General features: G+C 39.7%; 20 protein-coding genes. 17 read left to right on the top strand and 3 right to left on the bottom strand.

The genetic code is table 11. From position 1 onward, the window contains the following. Nucleotides 1-352 precede the first annotated feature (352 nt). The 3 genes from EXM22_RS09210 to EXM22_RS09200 all read left to right on the top strand — a co-directional run bounded on the left by EXM22_RS09210 (nt 353) and on the right by EXM22_RS09200 (nt 5,128). Entirely contained in the window at nt 353-2,602 is a 2,250-nt protein-coding gene (locus EXM22_RS09210) for an MFS transporter (RefSeq protein ID WP_149486236.1), read from the top strand. 389 nt (nt 2,603-2,991) lie between these two features. After that, nucleotides 2,992-3,504 (top strand): DUF8052 family protein, encoded by a 513-nt coding sequence (locus EXM22_RS09205; protein WP_149486235.1) that lies wholly within the window; start codon nt 2,992-2,994, stop codon nt 3,502-3,504. A 10-nt stretch (nt 3,505-3,514) separates the two neighbouring features. After that, nucleotides 3,515-5,128 carry a carbon starvation CstA family protein gene (locus tag EXM22_RS09200; RefSeq protein WP_149486234.1) on the top strand — a complete coding sequence of 538 codons (1,614 nt, stop codon included), beginning with the start codon at nt 3,515-3,517 and terminating at the stop codon, nt 5,126-5,128. Between the two features lie 174 nt (nt 5,129-5,302). Here EXM22_RS09200 and EXM22_RS09195 read toward each other — a convergent pair whose 3' ends face one another. From EXM22_RS09195 to EXM22_RS18415, 3 genes are all read right to left on the bottom strand, one after another. After that, the gene (locus EXM22_RS09195; RefSeq protein WP_168203433.1) at nt 5,303-6,232 is read right to left on the bottom strand and encodes a sugar ABC transporter substrate-binding protein; all 930 of its coding nucleotides are present in this window, start codon (nt 6,230-6,232) and stop codon (nt 5,303-5,305) included. Nucleotides 6,233-6,457: 225 nt separating this feature from the next. Continuing rightward, complete coding sequence (locus EXM22_RS18505) at nt 6,458-6,583, bottom strand: hypothetical protein (protein ID WP_281289869.1); 126 nt, start codon at nt 6,581-6,583, stop codon at nt 6,458-6,460. 30 nt (nt 6,584-6,613) lie between these two features. Next, on the bottom strand, nt 6,614-6,802 hold the full coding sequence (locus EXM22_RS18415; protein WP_168203248.1) for a hypothetical protein: 189 nt from the start codon (nt 6,800-6,802) through the stop codon (nt 6,614-6,616). On the opposite strand from EXM22_RS18415, the gene EXM22_RS18500 reads away from it, so the two are divergent. The 14 genes from EXM22_RS18500 to EXM22_RS09130 all read left to right on the top strand — a co-directional run bounded on the left by EXM22_RS18500 (nt 6,713) and on the right by EXM22_RS09130 (nt 19,984). Further along, the gene (locus tag EXM22_RS18500) at nt 6,713-6,913 is read left to right on the top strand and encodes a uroporphyrinogen decarboxylase family protein (RefSeq protein WP_342780285.1); all 201 of its coding nucleotides are present in this window, start codon (nt 6,713-6,715) and stop codon (nt 6,911-6,913) included. The genes EXM22_RS18415 and EXM22_RS18500 overlap by 90 nt on opposite strands. A 19-nt stretch (nt 6,914-6,932) precedes the next feature. After that, nucleotides 6,933-7,172: a uroporphyrinogen decarboxylase family protein gene (locus EXM22_RS18495; protein WP_210411433.1), complete on the top strand. Its 240-nt coding sequence runs from the start codon at nt 6,933-6,935 to the stop codon at nt 7,170-7,172. A 540-nt stretch (nt 7,173-7,712) separates the two neighbouring features. Next, entirely contained in the window at nt 7,713-8,381 is a 669-nt protein-coding gene (locus tag EXM22_RS09185; RefSeq protein ID WP_149486232.1) for a hypothetical protein, read from the top strand. Between the two features lie 772 nt (nt 8,382-9,153). Beyond that, nucleotides 9,154-10,110 carry a bile acid:sodium symporter family protein gene (locus EXM22_RS09180; RefSeq protein WP_149486231.1) on the top strand — a complete coding sequence of 319 codons (957 nt, stop codon included), beginning with the start codon at nt 9,154-9,156 and terminating at the stop codon, nt 10,108-10,110. A gap of 73 nt (nt 10,111-10,183) precedes the next feature. Then, nucleotides 10,184-10,927, top strand: coding sequence for a porin family protein (locus EXM22_RS09175; RefSeq protein WP_149486230.1), 744 nt, complete (start codon nt 10,184-10,186; stop codon nt 10,925-10,927). A 68-nt stretch (nt 10,928-10,995) separates the two neighbouring features. Beyond that, on the top strand, nt 10,996-11,634 hold the full coding sequence (locus EXM22_RS09170; RefSeq protein ID WP_168203432.1) for a cyclase family protein: 639 nt from the start codon (nt 10,996-10,998) through the stop codon (nt 11,632-11,634). Nucleotides 11,635-11,718: 84 nt separating this feature from the next. Continuing rightward, entirely contained in the window at nt 11,719-12,255 is a 537-nt protein-coding gene (locus EXM22_RS09165) for a DUF1697 domain-containing protein (RefSeq protein WP_149486228.1), read from the top strand. A 445-nt stretch (nt 12,256-12,700) separates the two neighbouring features. Continuing rightward, entirely contained in the window at nt 12,701-13,456 is a 756-nt protein-coding gene (locus EXM22_RS09160) for a sugar phosphate isomerase/epimerase family protein (protein WP_149486227.1), read from the top strand. A gap of 36 nt (nt 13,457-13,492) precedes the next feature. After that, on the top strand, nt 13,493-14,467 hold the full coding sequence (locus EXM22_RS09155; RefSeq protein WP_149486226.1) for a sugar phosphate isomerase/epimerase family protein: 975 nt from the start codon (nt 13,493-13,495) through the stop codon (nt 14,465-14,467). Nucleotides 14,468-14,558: 91 nt separating this feature from the next. Next, on the top strand, nt 14,559-15,563 hold the full coding sequence (locus EXM22_RS09150) for a Bug family tripartite tricarboxylate transporter substrate binding protein (protein ID WP_149486225.1): 1,005 nt from the start codon (nt 14,559-14,561) through the stop codon (nt 15,561-15,563). A 228-nt stretch (nt 15,564-15,791) separates the two neighbouring features. Continuing rightward, nucleotides 15,792-16,538 (top strand): tripartite tricarboxylate transporter TctB family protein, encoded by a 747-nt coding sequence (locus EXM22_RS09145; RefSeq protein ID WP_168203431.1) that lies wholly within the window; start codon nt 15,792-15,794, stop codon nt 16,536-16,538. Nucleotides 16,539-16,613: 75 nt separating this feature from the next. Further along, nucleotides 16,614-18,101: a tripartite tricarboxylate transporter permease gene (locus tag EXM22_RS09140; RefSeq protein WP_210411432.1), complete on the top strand. Its 1,488-nt coding sequence runs from the start codon at nt 16,614-16,616 to the stop codon at nt 18,099-18,101. A gap of 120 nt (nt 18,102-18,221) precedes the next feature. After that, complete coding sequence (locus tag EXM22_RS09135) at nt 18,222-19,055, top strand: transketolase (RefSeq protein WP_149486222.1); 834 nt, start codon at nt 18,222-18,224, stop codon at nt 19,053-19,055. Beyond that, nucleotides 19,055-19,984 (top strand): transketolase family protein, encoded by a 930-nt coding sequence (locus EXM22_RS09130; protein WP_149486221.1) that lies wholly within the window; start codon nt 19,055-19,057, stop codon nt 19,982-19,984. Before EXM22_RS09135 ends, EXM22_RS09130 begins: the two co-directional genes overlap by 1 nt. Nucleotides 19,985-19,999: the final 15 nt, after the last annotated feature.

Here is a 19,999-nt window from a genome sequence, read left to right as displayed (position 1 = left end):
AACCCCCAATATCCCATAAGTCAACAATTAATTACTATATCTTTTTTGTCTAACTAAAGACCAAACAAAAGAGGTTTAAAAATGTCCAATTTATGAAGTAAAACTTTATTACTGTAGTTTTAGTTGAATTGTAGGAAAACTGCTTGAGAGCCTTAAAATCTTAGCTGGGGTGCATTATGTACACAAAAAATCAGCATGGATGACAAAAAGAGCACTCTCTGACGACAGCTTAGTAATGAGAAATGAGATCACTTTAGCGGGGCCGGATCATAACCCATTGGCAGTCGCTTAAGTTCTTCCGTGTTTGATAATTTCATCTTTTATCTTGTCATTACTTAGGGAATGCAACACAATGACGTGTAAAAATTCCGCAAAGGATCTGGTAGGGCAGTCAATGGATTTTCTTTCACGTAGAGAGAAGGAGAAGGGACGCAGAAGTTATCTCCTTTATACATTTGTAAACGGCTTAGGCTACAGCTTTTTAGCTGAAACCATCATATATTTACTGGCCATGAATTACGGCGCAGGCAATATGCAGTTGGGATATATTTCATCTGCCGTCTATCTAACCGGTCTCATTGTCTTCTTCGTACCTCTTCTATTTCGAAATTTGAAAATCATCAAGCTTTTTTTCATTGCCTGGCTTCTTAGGGGTGCTGTCAGCCTTGCCTATGGCTTTGCACCTCTCATCGGTGGAGAAGGGGCCGTTTGGCTTATTATAGGAATTTATACCTTCTACTGTCTTCTTCGTAATATGGCCTATCCCATGAACCATGTCCTTCAGGGGTATATCACTAAACCCTCGGAGCGGGGACGTTTTTCATCTCAGGTTATAACCATACTTTACGCCTCCATGACCCTTTCCAGGCTTTTTAGTTTTTCTACTCTGACCTGGTTTGGCTCCCGTGAGTTAGAAGGTATCTTTTGTCTGCTGATTTTGGGAATCCTCCTCAATACGGCCGCTTCCCTGTCCATCACCAGGATTCCAGTTCGGCAGACTATTCAGGGTAAGAGCTTCAAAGAGGCTTTCGCCTCCTTCCGTGGGTACCTCACAGATCCTCAGCACAGGACCTTGATTCTACTGTACTGTTCCGGTATGTCTCTCCTTGTTCTCTTCGGTTTTACCGTACCTTTTCTGAGGCGGATACTGGGAGTTCCATCGAACCTTATTTTCATCTTTACGACTCTAAATTTTGCTGGTGTCATAATATCAAGTCGCTTTATCCGTCCTTATCTGGACCGCTTTGGCAGTAAACCCTTGCTTATACTCTGCAATCTGGTCATCCTCCTTCTTTCTCTTTTCTGGGTGATTGCTCCTACAAGTCTTCCGGTTCTTCTCTTTTTTGTTTTAGGTGTCTTTTCTATGGCATTTTTAGGATTGAACCGTCTTCTTTTGGACAGACTCATAATCAATTCTATTCCCGGAGATGACAGGATTGGTTTTACTGGTGCCCTGGCCGTTATATTTTCTTTTTATTCCCTGTTTATTGGTATGGCCGGAGGATATTTAGCAGATCTTTCCTCTTTGTTGAAAACAGAAGTCATTCATGAGTACAGCCTGACATTTCTTCTCATGGCCCTGGCCTCTCTTGCCAATGTCGTCTTTGCGGTTCTTTTGAAAGAGAAGGGCAGCCTCCCTGCCACACAGTTTCTGGATCTTTTTATACATCCCGATAAGTTGAAGACCATTCAGAGACTTGAAAAACTCAAAAAAAGCAATAGTTCTACTCAAACAGAAATGATCCTCATCGAGCTTGAAGCTGACCCGACTCATTTGGCAACAAGGGAGATACAGACCAGGATGAAACAACCCGGTTTGAGGGATAAGGAGATGATTCTCCGATCGCTCTTTTCAAATCCACGTCCAGAGTTGGAAGAGGATCTTATTTCTGAAGCTTTAGACCCTTATTCCTGGTGGAGGCAGAGTGCCATCTTTGCACTGGGTGCCTATGGTGGCCAGCAAACTAAAAATACTTTGAGGCGAATTTTCAGGGATTCAAATCCTTATATTAAATCTGTTGCCGCTAAGTCTATGGCAAGGGTGGGCGATTTTTCATGTCTTGAACAGATTCATGAACTGTTGGACAGTGGGGCTTTGGAAGTGAGGAGTTCACTAAATTTTATCATAGCCCTGAGCATGATGGAGCAAAACGGCGCCTACTGGTCCAAAATCTTCAGGCTATTGAAGGAGATTCCCTCCTACCGTTTTCAGCAGAGTCTGCTGGTCATTGGTTCTACCCGGGCAGGTTTTAAACCATCCATTGAGGATTATTTCTTCGAACTGAATTTGGGTGTACAGGCGGGGTTTCAATCTCTTATTGAGGACCTTATGGATTTTGGTATTAGTGACGCCGAGTATGAGGAGCTTGAAAAGCTCTGTAAGGTGGAAGATTTTTATGGCATCTGGTCTTTCAGCAGGTCAAAGTGTAAGGATATAAAACTATTGGAGCCCCATGAATTCCTCAGGCAGGAGATCAGAGGTTTTCGTAAGCGGAGCATCAGTGCTAGTTTGGCTCTGGCGGGGCTGTACTTTAGCTTCCAGCTGAATCGTGAGTATTCCAGTCAGATACAGAGAATCAAGTCATCCCAGCGACCCGAATAAGTGATTTTCAAGAAACATTTTTTATCAACAAGAGAGTTTCGGCTCGTTCTCTTCATTTTTCATTCTAATTAATCCCTCATTCATATAATAAATAGTGAACAAAGCCTATATCAATAAAAAAATTAAAAAAAATTGTTTTTTCTTAAAACTATGGAATATTTGTTTTTTATGCATTTTTTTAGATTCTTTTTTTTCTAAAATAACGAGCTCTTCCCCGTAAAATATCAAAGCATGTTTATAACATTTCACACTTTTGTTACTTTTAGGTCACTTTTAGATTTACTTGATTCAACATTTTTTTAATACGTTAATAAATATATGTGTGATTATTATAGGTCGTCTTAAAATAATTTGATTTGTAAAAAAGCATCGTGTTACTATGCTTTTTGATGACTACCTATGAAAGCTATACTAACAGTCTGATTCAGAAATTACATAAGAATTTTGATATTTCAGAACAGTATAATCTGGAAAAATATAGCTACGATTTCAGAGCCGATCTCAACATCAGAAATGAAAAATTTGTTTTTCTTCCGGAGATCAAGTTATACGGCTTTGAAAATAATGAATACTTTTTAGTCCGCAAGAGTGATGGCTTAAATCTCTATGATCTTAAAGAAGAGCTCAGCTATTTAAAGAGTAAGTTAAAAGAGATTGCACCTCCTGCTAAAGAACACATGTCATCAGAAGTTTTTCTGGTCTTGATTACTCAGACACCCATACCCGAAAAGACGGAAAAGTTTATCAGGAAATTTTTCCGTCAAAAAAGTTATGCCCTTGGCTTTAAAGGCTGGGCCGATTTAAACGTAATTGTTATTGCTCTTTCAGAAGAACGAGTGATTTCGCATAAAAAAAATAAAAAGACAGCTGCCTTTTTTAATCCAGAAGCTGTTGTCCTATAGGAGGATTTCTATGAATTCACTTTTCATCATCCTTTTTGCAATTGCCATCTTTGTAATCGCCTATATTTTTTACGGTGGTTGGCTTTGTAAAAAATGGGGTATTGATCCCAAAAGAGAGACACCCTCGCATACCAAAGAGGATGGTATTGATTATGTACCGGCATCAAAGGGTGTCGTGCTCGGTCATCACTTTGCATCCATTGCCGGTGCCGGACCTATTACAGGTCCCATAGCCGCCGCTATGTTTGGATGGGTCCCTGTCCTGTTATGGATAATTATCGGAAGTATCTTTTTCGGAGGAGTTCATGATTTTGGTGCTCTCATAGCTTCCCTAAGACATAATGGAAACTCCATAGGAGAAATCATAGAAAAGAATATCGGCCGAAGAGGAAAGAAACTCTTTGGAATTTTTGCATGGTTGACCCTCATTCTTGTTGTCGCCGCCTTTTTGAATATCGTTGCTTCAACATTCGCCGCAACCCCGCAGGCAGCCACAGCGTCTCTGCTGTTTATGGTTGTTGCTGTGGTATTCGGCTTTTCTGTTTATAGAAGAAAGATGAATCTCATCATCAGTAGTGTCGTCGGCATTGCCCTTTTAGGTGTTTGTATTTGGGTGGGAATGATGTTTCCCCTGGTTCTCACAGTAAAGACTTGGATGTTTATTCTTTTAGCATATATTTTTCTTGCTTCAGTGACACCCGTATGGATACTGCTACAGCCCAGAGACTATTTGAACTCATTCCTCCTTTATGCCATGATTGGCGGAGCTTTATTAGGGATGTTCATTGCCGTACCAAGGATGACAGAAGTCCCTGCCTTTACTGCTTTTAATATCAATGGTTCCCTTATGTTTCCCATCCTATTTGTGACAGTAGCCTGTGGTGCCATCTCAGGATTTCACTCCCTCGTTGGGTCCGGGACCACTTCTAAAATGATTGATAAAGAACAGGATGCAAAGGTTGTCGGATATGGTGGAATGCTGATTGAAGGTGTCTTGGCTGTTATTGCTCTGGTAGCCATTGGTGCCGTTGGCATGCAGAAGGGGGGAGCCATTCCTACATTCTCCATTGGAGTAGGAACTTTTATGAGCAAGATCGGTATCCCCATGGAAGTGGGTGTCCCATTTGTAGCCCTGGCTATCTCCGCCTTTGCTCTTACTAGTTTGGATACAGCCACAAGACTTGCCCGTTTTGTCTTTCAGGAATTTTTCATGGAAGCTGCCAATGAGGAAAAAAGCAAGGTTGCTGCCACTCTTTCAAATATGTATGTCGCCACGAGTATCTCCGTTGTTATCGGTGGTATCGTTGGTTTTACGGACTGGAAAACAATCTGGCCTATTTTTGGTTCTGCTAATCAGTTATTGTCTGCGATTGCTCTTCTTGCAATCGGAGCCTGGCTGGCTCAGACCGGACGTGAAAATAAAATGGTGAAAATTCCCATGGTTTTTATGTTTTTGGTCACATTAACCGCTCTTGTTATCCTGGCTAAGAATAATATTGCTTCAGGAAACTATCTGCTTGTTTTCTTTGCAGTCGTACTGTTTGTACTTGCTATTGTATTGATTAAGGAGTCCTACCATATTCTCTTTGGTAAGAGAGAACAATTGATACAGGAACCTGCCTGATAAAATAAAATCCACCATATTTATGGTGGATTTTTTTTGGAATACATTACAGGAATTTTAAGGTGATTCACTCATGGTCTTATATCCTTCACTCATAGATTGAAGGTTCTTTATCAAAAAAAACTTAAGCCATGATTTTTTACCCAGTCACGTACTGTACAATCCCTAGATCTGTCAATATAGTACAAGATTTTCTTTTGTCACAGATGTCATTGGAAACTGCATTGTTTGATTAAGAGGACCGTTCTTCAATACGTTCCAAGTAACATCCATGATCAATTTTCCAGAGCCATAAGGATCTATATCAACGGTACCTCTATAGATTGAGTCCGGATGTTTCATTTTTTCAATGGCTTGCGATGTCGCATCTAAGCCAACAACACAAAAATCAGGTCCATCCAGTCCCAGGGTCTTAACAGCCTCATAGGCTCCTATAGCTCCGCTATCATTGATTGCCACGATTATTTTGATTGTCGGATTATTTATAAGAGCTTTTTCTGTCTCTACCATTCCTAATTCAGGAGTATGAGCGGGAACACGGGCAATAATTTGAGCTTGTGGTGCATAGTTGTGAATGCCGTCAATCAGTCCTTTCTCTCTATTCTGTAAGAGATTTGTTTCTGGTAAGTAGGAAAGAACAAGAACATCTGCCTTTCCTTGTAGAACATCTCTAATGAAACGACCTGCAATGCTTCCTCCTGCTACGCCAAAATCGTATTCGTTTAGGGCAATTTGAGCATCAGCTCCTTCAATTTTCTGATTGGGATTGATGAATGGTATACCTTTATCGTGGCACTCATTGATTAATTTTATCATTGAATTAGATTCAACAGGACTGCAGATAACAGCATCTACATTCATTTGGATAAACTCTCTGATTTGTTTAGCCTGAATCTCTGCTGAACTAGCTCCGTCTTTTATAATGATTTCGATTCCCAGTTCTCTTGCTCTGTCCCGGCAACCATTTGCAAGGGCTTGGAAGTAAGGATTTTTCAGATCTTGAAGTGTATACCCTACAATTATAAGTGGTAAATCTTTCTTAGTTTTAATACAGCTAGTGAGGCAATGAATTATGCAAAAGAGAATGAATATTTTATATTTCATTTTCTCTATTTTAACACTCTGTATTGTAGATGAACAGAAGAACATTGTTTAATCCTTGATCGTCATATACAAGTTCTTCAATTCACTGTGATAGATCCATTTAAATCTAATGAAGATAGAATATAGAATCTGTTTATTATGGAAAACCGGTTTTAAATATATTTAAAGGAGAAGCTCCTAAAAAGGATTCTTTCAGGAGCTTCGATTGTAAATATAATAAGTCGGTCAGTTTTTCTTTCTACTAGAAATCTCATCGAGGCTGACCGCTCCTAGAAGAACCACTCCTTTGATAATCCACTGTGTGTATTCATCAACATTCATCAATATCATGCCGTTGGTTAGAACTCCCATCAGAAGAACCCCGAAAATAACTCCTGTAATCTAACCAGAACCACCGGCGATACTGACTCCACCCAGAACAACGGCTGTAATAATATCCATTTCAATATTGGACTCATAGAGAATGCTGTAAAATATGATATCGATGCCATCTATTTCGGGGATGACTGGGGGCAGCAGCATGGACTGATTATGGGCCCTGATTACTGGCGAGAGATGATTTTTCCTCATTTAAAGAGGATGTATAAAGCCGTCAAGGATTATGGAAAGTATATTCTGATCCACTCTTGTGGTGATGTGGATGAAGTCTTTCCAGATTTAATCGATATCGGATTGTTTTAATCCTTTTCAACCGGAAGTTATGGATACGGATGAACTTGTCAGTATGTATCGAGGCCGTTTAGCTTTCTGGGGTGGGTTGTCTACACAAAAGACCTTGCCATTTGGGACAAAAGAGGATGTGCTAAAGGAATCTCAGCATCTATTGGAGCTGGGAAAGGACGGAGGATATATTTTTTCTCCTTCTCACGCAGTGGAAGGGGATGTTTCCCTAGAAAATATTCTTACCTTTGTGGAAGAAGCGCATAGACAGCTAGTTTGATTTTTGAAATCCTGAAAGTTCAGGTGCTCTTTTCCAAATCAAATTTCAAATAATTGAAAGGGCACCGTGTAAAATAGACAGGTTTTTTGTTGACTTCATCATGAAAAAATCAACAGTTCATTACTTGGATACAGAATTTTTCAATAATGGAGTTGTCACCAATTCGTGAATAATGATAAAGCACACTTTTTTTAAAAAAATCTGAGTCTATCGGATCATCGTTATGTATAATCACCAACGATCTTATTTGAATTCTTAATAGTATTATTTTGATAGCACGAATGATTGAAACCTTTGATAGGATGGTGGCAGGTGATGGACCAAGCATTTAAATCTTGATTAAAAGTAAACTATAGATAGACACGAGCAGAACATATGTATACTTGGTTGCAGAAACCAGCTATGATTTTCATTATCGATCGAAGGTAAAATCTAATTATTATTTATGAAGGCTGAACAATGCATAAAAGCATCACATCTCTCTTATCAGGAGTCCTTTTACTCCTATGCTCGTGTGCCACAAAAGACAACTTTGTATACGTGGAAAGTAATGATTTTATAGTAACACCCTATAATGGGAAAATATATCTTTATGGTGAAAAGCACGGGGTGAAAAAAACCATAAATGAAGAGTTTACTATCTGGAATGAACATTATGAAAGTGGGATGAGGCATTTATTCATCGAAACAGCTTATTTTACTGCAGAATATTTGAACTTATGGATGGGAGATGAAGAGGATGTTAGATTATATGAAGTCTATTCAGACTGGGAAGGTACTGCATCGCATAATCCATATATTTTGAATTTCTATAAAAGGATTAAGAAAACCTGCCCGGAAACAATTTTTCATGGAACAGATGTGGGACATCAGTATTTTTCTACTGGATTGCGGTATTTAAACTACTTAGAAAAAAATGGCTTATCTGAATCAGAAAACTACAAAATAACTAAACATGTCATTGATCAGGGTTCCCAATACTACAATTCCAATAATGATATATATAGAGAAAATAAAATGGTTGAAAATTTTATTAGAGAATTACATTCAGTTGATCATGAACACATAATGGGAATCTATGGGACTGCACACACAAATTTGAATAAAAAAGATTTTACTAGGTCTATTCCTTGTATGGCGAGTCAGTTGAATTCAATTTATGATGGACAAGTTTTTTCTGTGGATTTAAGTAAAGCTTACAGAAAATAATATATACAAATAGTTTTTGATAAAGGGACCGTCGCCCCCCCATTGCCATCCTCATAAGCAGATCAGTTACATTGCAACAGGGAGGTATGAAATAGATCTTGGTGGAGAGAAAGCCAATTCTGAAGGTTCGAATTGTGGTCCATATTTTTCTCAATTTTGTCCGCTTAGCTCAAGAAGCAACAGCTCTTCCCCTCATGTTGACTGGTGGCTTTAAAAAACAGTCAATATGTTAATGATATCCTGATAAATTGTATTATTGACATGGTAGGACTAGGGTAAAACATGGTCTTGGATCCTCGACATCCTGATTTATGGTTGAAGGCAAAAACATTGTACCTGGATTCTCGAAATTTGAGAGGACAATTCCTGGTGGAATGACCGCCTGATATACAATGAAAATTGTTCCATTGGATGAAAATCGTAAGAATGGTTTTGATTTAAATTCTTTAGCTGTACTAAAGAAATATGAAGAGATGTTGCCCAGGAAAGCATAAAATGGAGAAGAAAGTATTTCTGTTTATAGGTTTTATCAGATAAGATTGCCAAAGATTGTAGGCAATTGAGAATCTAATGGAACACAACTCTCAATTATAGTAGGTGTGAAAAGACAGTACCTTCCTGAATGATTCAATATCATGAGAATGGGTTCCTGAACGCTCCACATATTTCTAAAATCAATGAGTAAGAATCCTTTAGCCTGTAAATTCCTCAGCAATATTGGATTGTTATTTTAAATAATATACAATCAGTACACTAGGAGTTTGTACGCAATATGCTGTTAACCAAAATTAATAATTTTTTTACTAAGTATCTTCTTCTTTTCATCCTCGCCTCTCTCATCGGTGGTTTTTATTTCTCCGAAACTTTAATCCCATTCTCCGACTATTTACCCTACTTTCTTATGTTTATGGTTTTTGTATTAGGGACTTCCTGCAGTCTTCAGAGTCTCACAGATGTTGTAAGAAAACCAAAGGGCTTCATTGTCGGTTTAATTATTTTGTATATATTTATCCCATTTATCGGCTTTGCAATTGGTAAAGTATTCTATTCAAGTTCTCCAGAATATGCTTTGGGGCATTTTCTACTGGCCGTTACACCCGTGGCAATTACGTCCATGATCTGGACTGGTTTTATCGGTGGTAATTTGGTTTTGTCTTTAGCACTTATTTTTGTTGTCACAATTTTCAGCGGATTTATGATTCCTCTTCAAATTTCTTTGTTTATGGGAGAAGTTGTTGAATTTGATGCAATTGCCATGATGTTGAACTTATTTAAAATGATAGTTCTACCCGTTATAGCAGGCATTTTTATGAGGTATAAGGCCCCGGCCATGGTTGAGAAGGTCTCTCCCGGTGCCAATTTGTTGAACAAGATTATAATGATGATTATTCTCTCCGTAAATGGAGCGGCGGTAAATCCTTATATCGATTCTATCGATTGGCATATTATCAGGATGTTCTTAATTGTAGGACTACACCTCGTTCTTAATTATTCCGTAGCCTTTGTGCTGTGTTGGCTGACTCTTGGAAAAGATAGTAAGGATCTACCTTCTATCATTTTCACTTCCGGTATGAGAAATAATGCTGCGGGCGTTGTGATTGCCTTACAATATTTTGGAGCCGAAGTGGCTTTGCCGGTTATTATTTGTATTTTTCTGCAACAGCTCTCTGCTGGTGGTGTCTTTTCTTTATTGCAGAAAAAATTTCATCATCAGGTTACGAGCTCCTAAATTCATTAGATTTATTTTCCTTGTTTTTGGTTTTATCAACAAGTAATCTTTAAGGAATCAGATGGAGATTTATATGAAAACTATACGGAAATGTTTTATTCTTCTGACCCTTCTTTTAGTTGTCTTTCCCCTGGGAGCTCAAGCGTTTCTGGATGTTGAAGGAGGAGTCGCTTTTGCCGGTTATAATGATGTTCGTATCCCCTCGGATATTGGCACGGCTTTTTCCCTTTCCGAGGAAACACCATCGTCACTGATTTCTGTTCTTCGTATTCGTGGCGGGTATACATTTTTAGATCGACATACTGTTTCAATTTTAATTGCGCCTCTGACGGTACAGGGGTCGGGTAAAATAGGAAAAGATGTGACATTCCAGGATAAAACCTTCTTAGAGGGGTCTGATGTTTCTTCTACGTATAGGTTTGATTCTTACAGAATGACTTACCGCTGGACGTTTCTAAAAAGAGACAGTCTAAACCTGGGAATCGGGTTAACCGCTAAGATCCGAAGTGCAGATATCGCTCTTATGAGTGATTCCGGTTATGCTCATCGAGATAATCTCGGTGTCGTTCCTCTAATAAACTTCCGTGCTGAATGGTTTTTTGATGACAATCTTGGAGTTCTCCTGGATGGAGATGCTCTCGCCTCACCCTATGGAAGGGCAGAGGACGTTAATCTGGCACTCTTATATCAGTATTCTCCCGAAACTGTTTTTCGCGTGGGATACCGAATCCTCGAGGGAGGATCAGATGGTGGAGGAGATGTATATACATTTGCCTTGTTTCATTATTTAACAGCGGGAATCCAGTTTACTTTTTAGACAGCTTAGAGATCTAAGCTGAAATTTAAAAAATCAAAAAGAAGAAAATTAAAATTATGGAGATGTCTTTGAAATTAATTGACTTGACTCAGACACTGAAGCCATCTATGCCAGTGTATCCAGGAACAGAACCACCAATTTTTGTGAAAAGTAATACAATCGATGATGACGGGTTTGCTGAAAAGAAAATAACGATGTATTCCCATACGGGGACTCATGTTGATTCTCCAGCTCATATGCTGAAGGAAAAGAGTACCTTAGATCAGCTTGATATTGATACATACAGAGGAAATGCCTTTGTGATCAATGTTTCACATTTGGAGGGAAAAACCATAGAACAGAGCTTTATTGCACAATTTGAAGATGAGATAAAAAAGGCTGAATTTGTCCTATTCTATACTGGTTGGGATGAGCGATGGGGAAGCCCCGGATATTTTGAAGATTTTCCAGTGTTGACTGTTGAGGCCGCAAAATATTTGTGCTCATTGAATTTAAAAGGACTAGGTTTCGATTGTATTTCTGTGGATGAAGTGGGAGATACAAAAATGAAGAATCACAAAATGATTTTTAGTTACAATATGATCATCATAGAAAATCTGTGTCACTTACGCTCATTGGTTGGATCTTTTATTCAGTTTTCCTGCTTCCCCTTGAAAATTGAAAATGCAGATGGCTCTCCTGTTCGAGCCGTTGGAATGATTGTGTGAGAAACAGTTCTGCATGATCAAAATTATAGGTCATTGATCCTTTCGAAAAGTCAAATTTCAAAGGACAGGAAATGAGGGTTCAAAATGAAATATGTTCTTTTATTGCGGGGAATCAATGTCGGGACATCCATTAGGATCTCAATGAAAGAACTCAAAACCTGGTTGGAAGAATTGGGGCTTTCAAATGTAGAGACCTATCTTAATTCAGGGAATGCCCTGTTCGAATCCGAATCGGTCAAAATAGATCTTATTCAATTGATTGAAGATACAATTTATCAAAAATGCAAACAAAGAATACCTATCCTTATTAAGACCGCTCCAGAAATGTTGAGTATAGCCAAAGCGATACCCGATGATTGGCGAAATGATAAAACTCAGCAGACATATGTTGCCTTCCTGTTTGAAGATATTGCCAATGAGAATTTCCTTGATGATTTACCTATTAAAAAACAATATTTAGAAATAAAGCATGTTCATGAGGTTCTCATCTGGAATATAAAAAAGGAAAATTACAATAAGAGTCGGATTACTAAACTTGTAAGCCATAGTTCTTACCGTAAAATGACGACTCGAAATGTGAATACAACAAGAAAACTGGCAGACATGTGCCGTGATTTATGATGATTCATATGACGATTCAAATTGCTTCATTTTGATTGATTCAGTTTATCTTAACGCTTCTTTTTCAAAACATATGATTTCTCCCAGTAGACAGTGATCCTGTATTCTAGAAAAAGGTCATCCGGGATACCCACTCAATAAGTTGATATTTAAGCTTTGTTCTAGCTTAAGGAATCTTGCCGGTACTATATGGGAAATCACAAACCGATCATTTATGAATCCCTTTTCTATCTGGCTAAGTCACGACTTATTAATACCCATGACAATGTATACAAAATATATAGAACAAAAACTTAAAAATAAAGATTGACAGTATTTTGATAGTGTGTGTAAAATAATGTATACAAAATAATGAAGGTAGGAGTAGACATTGATCGGGGTATCGCCGGCATTTTATCTTTCCAAATATGGGACACACTTTGAGATTGAAAATTTATTGGAGAGTATGGGCTTCTTGGCAGATTGGGGCTTCGATACCATGCAGCTGGAAATTTTTCATCCGGAGCAACTGATTGCATGGACCGATGATGCATGCCTAAAGCTAAAAGAGCATTCTTTAAAGACGGGAATCACTTTTAGTCAGTTTGTAGCTCATTTTTTGATGTCCTCCTTTGATTCTCCCAGCTCTCTTTATTCCGACTCAGGTTTAAATGAGGCTGCTGAAATCAGTGAAAAACTCAGAAGGCATGAACTTACATCGGTTGTGACTATTCCTCTGCCGTCATTCGCTGGCCATGCTGAAGATGAGGTTCATCAGAAACAATTGGATGAGAAAGTAATAAGATTCTGGGAAATCTTATCTTCTCATAATCTTAAACTGGCATTTGAACCACAACCTTTGAGTCTTGGAGCTGATCTTGCCTTCTTAAAAAGGATTCCACAAGTTGGTTTAAATCTAGATCCCGGCCATCTCCAATGCAGTGGTCTCGATCCTTTTTCTTTGGATCGGTCCATTTTCTCAAGAGTGATGTCTACCCATTTGTGTGAGAATGATGGGACAGAAAATCTATCCCTCAGCCCAGGTACTTATGAGAAAAACCGATGGGGTGGGCTGATTGGACAATTAGAGGAGGCCGGATATCGGAACTCTTTGGACATTGAAATTATTTGTCCTCCAGAGAATGTAGAAAAGACCTATAAAGAAGGCCTTTTATTTCTAAAGAAAAATATGGATTTTGTAAATGAAAACAGCCCTGCATGAAGAATTGCTTCAGGGATATAAGGAGAGAATAATTTTATGAGCCTAAAACCTAAATATGCCGTTATCACCGGATTTCTCGGGGAAAGTCAGGATCGATTCAGGTCATACAATGCCCCAAGAACTCTGGAAGAAAAATTTAAGATGATGAACTCTTTAGAGGATGTTGATGGAGTAGAGTTGGTATATCCATATGAGGTCAATGACCCTTCCATGGTAAAAAGCCTTCTTGGAAAATACAGTCTTAATATGGCTGCTGTGAATGTGAATATTAAAAAAGATGATGACTTCATAAATGGCAGTATTTCTCATCCGGATAAGGCCGTTCGTGATAAAGCTGTACGATTTATCAAGGAAGCCAAAGATTTTGCTGCTGAAGTTGGAGCAGACAAAGTTCAATGCTGTCCTCTGGGGGATGGTTATGAATATAGTTTTCAATCTGATTACTCAACTTCTTGGAAGAGGATGGTGGCCTGTTTGGAAGAAGCCGGTGCCTATAAACCTGAGATACCACTGTTTATTGAGTACAAACCCAATGAGATCCGGGGACGCTGTTTTATTGATAATTCTGCGAAAGCTCTTTGCCTCTTGAATGATATTGGGAATAAGAACGTTGGGGTTACTCTGGATTTTGGACACTCCATTTACGGTGGAGAAACACCGGCTGAGGCTTTGTGTCTGGTAGCAGACAGCCCCTTTCCATACTACATACATATCAATGATAATGATGGTCGTTGGGACTGGGATTATATGGCTGGAACACGACATTTTCAGGAATATCTGGAGTTTGTGTATTATGTAAAACGATATGGTTACAGTGATTATTTAACTTCTGATACATCTCCAACCAGAGTTGATATCAAGGAGTGCTTTGAAGCCAACGCCAGATGGACGACAAAAATGTGGGACCTCCTTGATACTCTTGATCTGCAAGAATTAACAAAACTTTTGAATCAGAGTGATTTTGTTAAAAACTGGAAATTCCTCGAAAATGAGGTGTTCTTTAAAAAATAAAGTTGGATCTTCTGCCATGAAGGCAGGGGATCAAATCAAAAAGCAATCTACAGACCCGTATGGGTCTGTGAATATATGAAAGGAGTTTTAAATGAAGAAACTATTTGTACTGGTTCTTTGTCTTGCTGCACTGTCCGGATTGGTCTTTGCAGAGGGTCAGGGGGAATATCCTGAAAGAGATATTACAAACATTCTGGTATGGGGAGCCGGTGGTGGTACCGATACATGTAACCGGGTTGTAATGGCAGAAATGGCAAAAGAGCTTGGTGTTAATATCAATGTTGTTAACAAACCTGGTGGAGTTGCCGGTTCTGTAGGTATGAGCGATGCATTCAGTAAAGAAGACGATGGTTATACAATCTGTGGTCTTTCTGAATCTTGTGTAACCTCTGCAGTTATGGGCGGATTTCCTGAAAGAATGAATGTTTGGGACTTTTTTATCATTGGTGGATCTCCTGATATCGTATCAGTTACACCCGATGCACCCTACAATACGATAGAAGAATTAATTTCAGCTGCAAAGGCCAATCCTGGATCAATCCGTGCTGGTGCAAGTGGAGCTGGATCTATTCACCACCTGAACCTATTAGCCCTTATGAATGGTACAGGAGCCAAGTTTAACTATATTCCTTATGATGGATCTGCTCCTGCACAGAATGCTGCCATGACTGGAGAAATCTCTGTAGTTGTAACTTCTGCAGCAGAACAGGCACAGTTGATTCGTGGTGGAAAATTAAAACCGCTAGGAATGCTCGTTCCCGATGATTTCACACTGGCTGGAAAAACAATTCCAACAGCATTTACAGCCTTTCCTTCTTTAAGTGAATATCTGCCTATTTCTCAGGCTATCGGTTTTGCAATCAAGAAAACCGCTGATGAATCAATCAAAATCAAATTGAGAAATGCTTTTACTGTGGCAATGAACTCTGATGCCGTGATTAACTTTGGTAAAGAAAACTTTTACATTCTGTCTGGTGCTTACGGCGAAAAAGCAAACAAAGTATTCGATAATCTTGAATCCAATTTTGGTTGGACCCTGAAAGAACTGGGTGCTGCCAAAGTAGATCCTGCATCCTTGGGAATCGAAAAACTGTAATTTAGTTAAAGGGGATCTTTGATCCAAAACCGGGGCTGGCCGCAGATGACTCTGCTGCTCGCCCATGCGTCCGGGGTTGGTCGCAAACTTCGTTTGCTGCTCGCCCATGCGTCCGGGGCTGGTCGCAAACTTCGTTTGCTGCTCGCCCATGCAACCGGGGCTGTCATCCAGTCCCGGTGATTGTTCCCACATTGTATGTGTACGTTATTGTTAAAAGGAAATGTAATAATGGAAGAAAAGAAGCTTCGTCAATACGATTTTATTACAAGCATCATTTTGCTGCTGTTTGGGCTGTGGGAGTTGACTGAAGCCTTTAAAATGCCTATGAAAGAGTCCTATGGGGGAGTTCAGAGCACCTGGTATGTTTCACCGGCTCTTCTGCCACTGTTCATTGGAGGGGGAATCCTTTTTTTAGGAATGATTCTTCTGATCAATTCAGTTAAAACCGGAGGAGCTTCTTCATTTATTGAGGGTGTAAAACATACCAAAAGCATTCAAGTAAGTGAAAAAACCAAAAGGATTTTCACTATTGTGCTGGGCTTTGCTTCACTCATCTATCTGTATATTCCTCGAATTGATTTTTATTTAAGTCTGGCCCTTTTTCTGTTCTTTGTCTGTTCGGCTTTTTATGCAGATAATGAAGTCATCAGAAAAAAAATCACTAGGCACTATTTAGTTGTGTGTCTGATTTTTATAGTTCTGATCGCCACAGGTCTGGATGCTGTCTTGAAGGGAATCCTTAAATACAATATGGATATCCTCATACTTCTATTCCTGGTTTATTTAAATATCTTAAGCCGGGTCATCGGAAAAAAACTGGAAATCCCTTCAAAAATATTCCGCCAAGTTACTCTTGTTTCAGTTTTTGTACCTCTGGCACTATGCCCCTTGTTCCGGTATTTTCTGCTGGTTCCCCTTCCTGTGGAAGGCGGAATTATTAAACTGATGAACCTCATCTACTACACCATTCGATAAGGAAGATAAATTATGGGTTTTCTGGAACCATTACAAATATTTTTTACTAATATAGGCGCTATGATGCTAAACCCTATGACTATGTTGATCCTTTTCGGCTCGGTTATCATGGGTATCATATTCGGTGCGACTCCTGGACTTACAGCCACTTTAGGAGTTGCTCTGTTAACAACTTTGACCTATGGAATGGATCATTCAACGGCCATGGTGGCATTGATGGGGATTTATGTCGGAGGTGTTTATGGTGGAAGCTACACTTCGATTCTTGTCAATATTCCCGGGACTGCCGCCTCTGCAGCCACTGCTTTAGATGGTTATCCTCTAGCCTGTAAGGGCCAGGCGGGCAGAGCCTTGGGATTGACCACGACATCTTCGGCCATCGGAACATTCATAGGTATGATTTTTGTAGTGTTGCTTTCACCTATCATATCTGCACTGGCTTTGGAGTTTACCTCCTTTGAGTTTTTCCTTTTGGCCATGTTTGGAATTATTATAAGTGGAACCCTGACCAGTCAGGATTTGGTCTATAAGGGTTGGATCGCCGGTTTCATCGGTCTTTTCCTTGCTACTATCGGCCGGGATAAGCTGCAGTTCTTTCCACGCTATACCTTTGGAATGAGTGATTTGGAAGGCGGATTGGACCTGGTGCCAGTTTTAATAGGAGCCTTTGGAATCCCTCAAATTATCCAGTCTCTTCGGGATAATTTTAAGATTGGAGAGACACAGAAATTCAAGAAAATACTGCCGGATTTTAAAACCATCGGGCAAAACATTCCTACGATCATACGATCATCTCTCATCGGGGTCGGGATTGGAGCTGTTCCTGGAATTGGTGAAGACATTGCCGGGTGGGTTTCTTACGGTACGGCTAAAAAGGTTAGTAAACACCCTGAAGAGTATGGAAAAGGTTCTGTTGAAGCCGTAATTTCAACTGAGACAGCGAATAATGCCTGTATCGGTGGAGCCATGATTCCTTTACTGAATCTTGGAATCCCCGGAAGTCCTCCTGCGGCTATGCTTCTGGGTGCCTTGATGCTCCATGGTATACAGCCTGGTCCCATGTTAAATATCGATAATCCAACATTTATTTTGGATATTACGGCAATTTTGTTACTTGCTTCGGTAGCTATGTGGATTTGCGGTATCCTCCTGGCAAAGCAGGTTGTTAAGGTTTTGAGGATTCCCACATCCTTGTTTATGCCTGTCATCGCCGTATTGTGCATCATTGGTTCTTATGCTTTGGGAACAAGAGTTTTTAATCTATTTCTTATGCTTCCCATCGGCATTATTGCCTACTTCCTCACGGAGATGAAGTATCCGATTGCCCCTCTTATCATAGGTGTCATCCTGGGAGATATGTGCGATTCAAACCTCAGAAGAGCGTTGATGGTTTCAAAAGGAAGCTTTCTACCCGTCCTGACAAGACCCGTTTCTTTGGTTCTTTTTATTGTGATTGTTCTGTTGATCCTTGGGCAGATTCCCGCCTTTCAGAGGTTTCAAAAGACTGTAAAAGAGCAATTTATTTCACATTTTAAAAAGAATAATAGGAACGCCCAGTCCTGAGTTTCAACCTTACCTAGCTCCTTCAGATAAGGGGGAGCAATAAAAAAAGATAGAAAGCTCTGTATCGATCATTGTATTAAAAAAGACAATTCATTTACGGATTGTTAGGAGAAGGATTAAATGAATAAAAAAGAAAAAGTGGTCTTCCTAAAAGAGAAAGCCAAAGAATTAAGGAAAACTGCATTAACCATGATTCATGGTGCCCAATCTGGTCATCCTGGTGGTTCACTGTCAGCAGCCGATTTCATGGCAGCCCTTTATTTTGATGAATTAAATATCAGGCCAGAGGAGCCTCGTTGGATTGACAGAGATCGTTTTGTCCTTTCTAAAGGGCATGTTTGTCCCATTCTTTACTCTGCTCTGGCTCTGAGAGAGTATTTTCCCTATGAGACGATTTTTACTTTAAGAAAACAGGGGTCTATTCTGCAGGGACATCCGGATATGAAAGTATGTCCCGGTGTGGATATCTCAACCGGATCTCTAGGACAAGGATTTTCTACAGCTGTTGGAATGGCTATTGCAGCTAAACGGGATGGGCGTGATTATCGAGTTTTTTGTCTAGTTGGAGATGGAGAGTGTGATGAAGGTCAGATATGGGAAGCCGTTATGACCGCTGTCAAATATAAGTTGGATAATTTAATTCTCATTGTGGATAATAACAACTTGCAGAATGATAATACCTGTGATGTGGTCATGCCTACAGGTGACTTGAAAAAGAAATTTGAAGCTTTTGGTTGTGAGGCCATGGGGATCGACGGACACGCTATGGAAGAGATTGTCGATGCTTTTGACAAAGTCCGGAATAGCAAAAATGGAATACCCAAGGTGATTGTTGGAAAGTGTGTGAAAGGAAAAGGAGTTTCCTTTATGGAAAATGTGGTGATGTGGCACGGCATGGCACCCAATGATGAACAGTTTAAACAGGCTCTGACCGAAGTGGAGGCAATGGTATAATGAAAGGACGAGCAACAAGAGAAGCCTATGGCGAAGAAATCCTGGCTTTAGGAAAAGAAAATCCAAATATCTATGTAATTGATGCAGACATCGGTAAATCCTGCAAGACAGTTGAGTTTGCTGAAGTATTACCTAAGCAGCATGTGAATGTGGGAATCGCTGAGCAAAATGCCTGTGGTGTTGCTGCCGGTCTAGCAACATGCGGGAAAATCCCCTTCGTTACGACCTATGCGATTTTCGGTTCTATGCGCATGAGTGAGCAGATTCGTCAGGAAGTCTGTTATCCAAAACTGAATGTGAAGATTGCCTGTTCTCATGGTGGATTGACTCCAGCAAACGACGGTGCCAGTCATCAGGCTATTGAGGACATGGGCATACTCAGGACTATTCCTAATATGACAGTTATCATGCCCGGCGATTACTTTTCAGCAAAAAAACTGATACGGGCCGCTGCCGAATTTAATGGTCCTGTTTATCTTCGTTTTACCAGAGATGCCATTCCCTATATTTATGATGAAAATGCTTCCTTTAAGATTGGGAAAGCGGTTCAATTAAAAGAAGGGAAGGATGTTGCCATTATTGCTAATGGTGATATATTGTCCCGTGCTGTAGCTGCAGCAGAAGAACTGGAAGCAGAGGGCATTTCTGTTAGACTCCTGGATATGCATACCATTAAACCTTTGGATGTAGAAGCAGTCAAAAAATGTATAGATGAGATAGGCTTTATTGTCACTGTCGAAGATCATAATATCCTCAATGGATTGGGAAGCGCCGTATGTGAAGTCGTGGCAGAAATGGGATCAGGACGTGTGAAGCGTATTGGGATTCAAGATCAGTTCGGTGAATCTGCACCCTATGAATATCTATTGGAAAAAAATGGTATTTCTGTTAAGAATATTGTAGCATCTGCTAAAGATCTGATACATTAGAAGAAAAGGATACAT

This window comes from Oceanispirochaeta crateris (assembly GCF_008329965.1).
GTDB classification, from domain to species: Bacteria; Spirochaetota; Spirochaetia; order DSM-2461; family DSM-2461; genus Oceanispirochaeta; species Oceanispirochaeta crateris.
Note: the sequence above shows the minus strand (reverse complement) of the source record. Positions and strands in the feature narration are given on the sequence as shown.

Coding starts and splice junctions, on each gene's coding strand:
- EXM22_RS09175 (WP_149486230.1), top strand. CDS start 10,184: ATGAAAACTATACGGAAATGTTTTATTCTTCTGACCCTTCTTTTAGTT.
- EXM22_RS09130 (WP_149486221.1), top strand. CDS start 19,055: ATGAAAGGACGAGCAACAAGAGAAGCCTATGGCGAAGAAATCCTGGCT.
- EXM22_RS09155 (WP_149486226.1), top strand. CDS start 13,493: ATGAGCCTAAAACCTAAATATGCCGTTATCACCGGATTTCTCGGGGAA.
- EXM22_RS18495 (WP_210411433.1), top strand. CDS start 6,933: ATGGATACGGATGAACTTGTCAGTATGTATCGAGGCCGTTTAGCTTTC.
- EXM22_RS09180 (WP_149486231.1), top strand. CDS start 9,154: ATGCTGTTAACCAAAATTAATAATTTTTTTACTAAGTATCTTCTTCTT.
- EXM22_RS09195 (WP_168203433.1), bottom strand. CDS start 6,232: ATGAAATATAAAATATTCATTCTCTTTTGCATAATTCATTGCCTCACT.
- EXM22_RS09210 (WP_149486236.1), top strand. CDS start 353: ATGACGTGTAAAAATTCCGCAAAGGATCTGGTAGGGCAGTCAATGGAT.
- EXM22_RS09135 (WP_149486222.1), top strand. CDS start 18,222: ATGAATAAAAAAGAAAAAGTGGTCTTCCTAAAAGAGAAAGCCAAAGAA.
- EXM22_RS18505 (WP_281289869.1), bottom strand. CDS start 6,583: ATGGGAGTTCTAACCAACGGCATGATATTGATGAATGTTGATGAATAC.
- EXM22_RS09145 (WP_168203431.1), top strand. CDS start 15,792: ATGGAAGAAAAGAAGCTTCGTCAATACGATTTTATTACAAGCATCATT.
- EXM22_RS09165 (WP_149486228.1), top strand. CDS start 11,719: ATGAAATATGTTCTTTTATTGCGGGGAATCAATGTCGGGACATCCATT.
- EXM22_RS18415 (WP_168203248.1), bottom strand. CDS start 6,802: ATGAGGAAAAATCATCTCTCGCCAGTAATCAGGGCCCATAATCAGTCC.
- EXM22_RS09205 (WP_149486235.1), top strand. CDS start 2,992: ATGACTACCTATGAAAGCTATACTAACAGTCTGATTCAGAAATTACAT.
- EXM22_RS09150 (WP_149486225.1), top strand. CDS start 14,559: ATGAAGAAACTATTTGTACTGGTTCTTTGTCTTGCTGCACTGTCCGGA.
- EXM22_RS09200 (WP_149486234.1), top strand. CDS start 3,515: ATGAATTCACTTTTCATCATCCTTTTTGCAATTGCCATCTTTGTAATC.
- EXM22_RS09160 (WP_149486227.1), top strand. CDS start 12,701: ATGGGCTTCTTGGCAGATTGGGGCTTCGATACCATGCAGCTGGAAATT.
- EXM22_RS09140 (WP_210411432.1), top strand. CDS start 16,614: ATGACTATGTTGATCCTTTTCGGCTCGGTTATCATGGGTATCATATTC.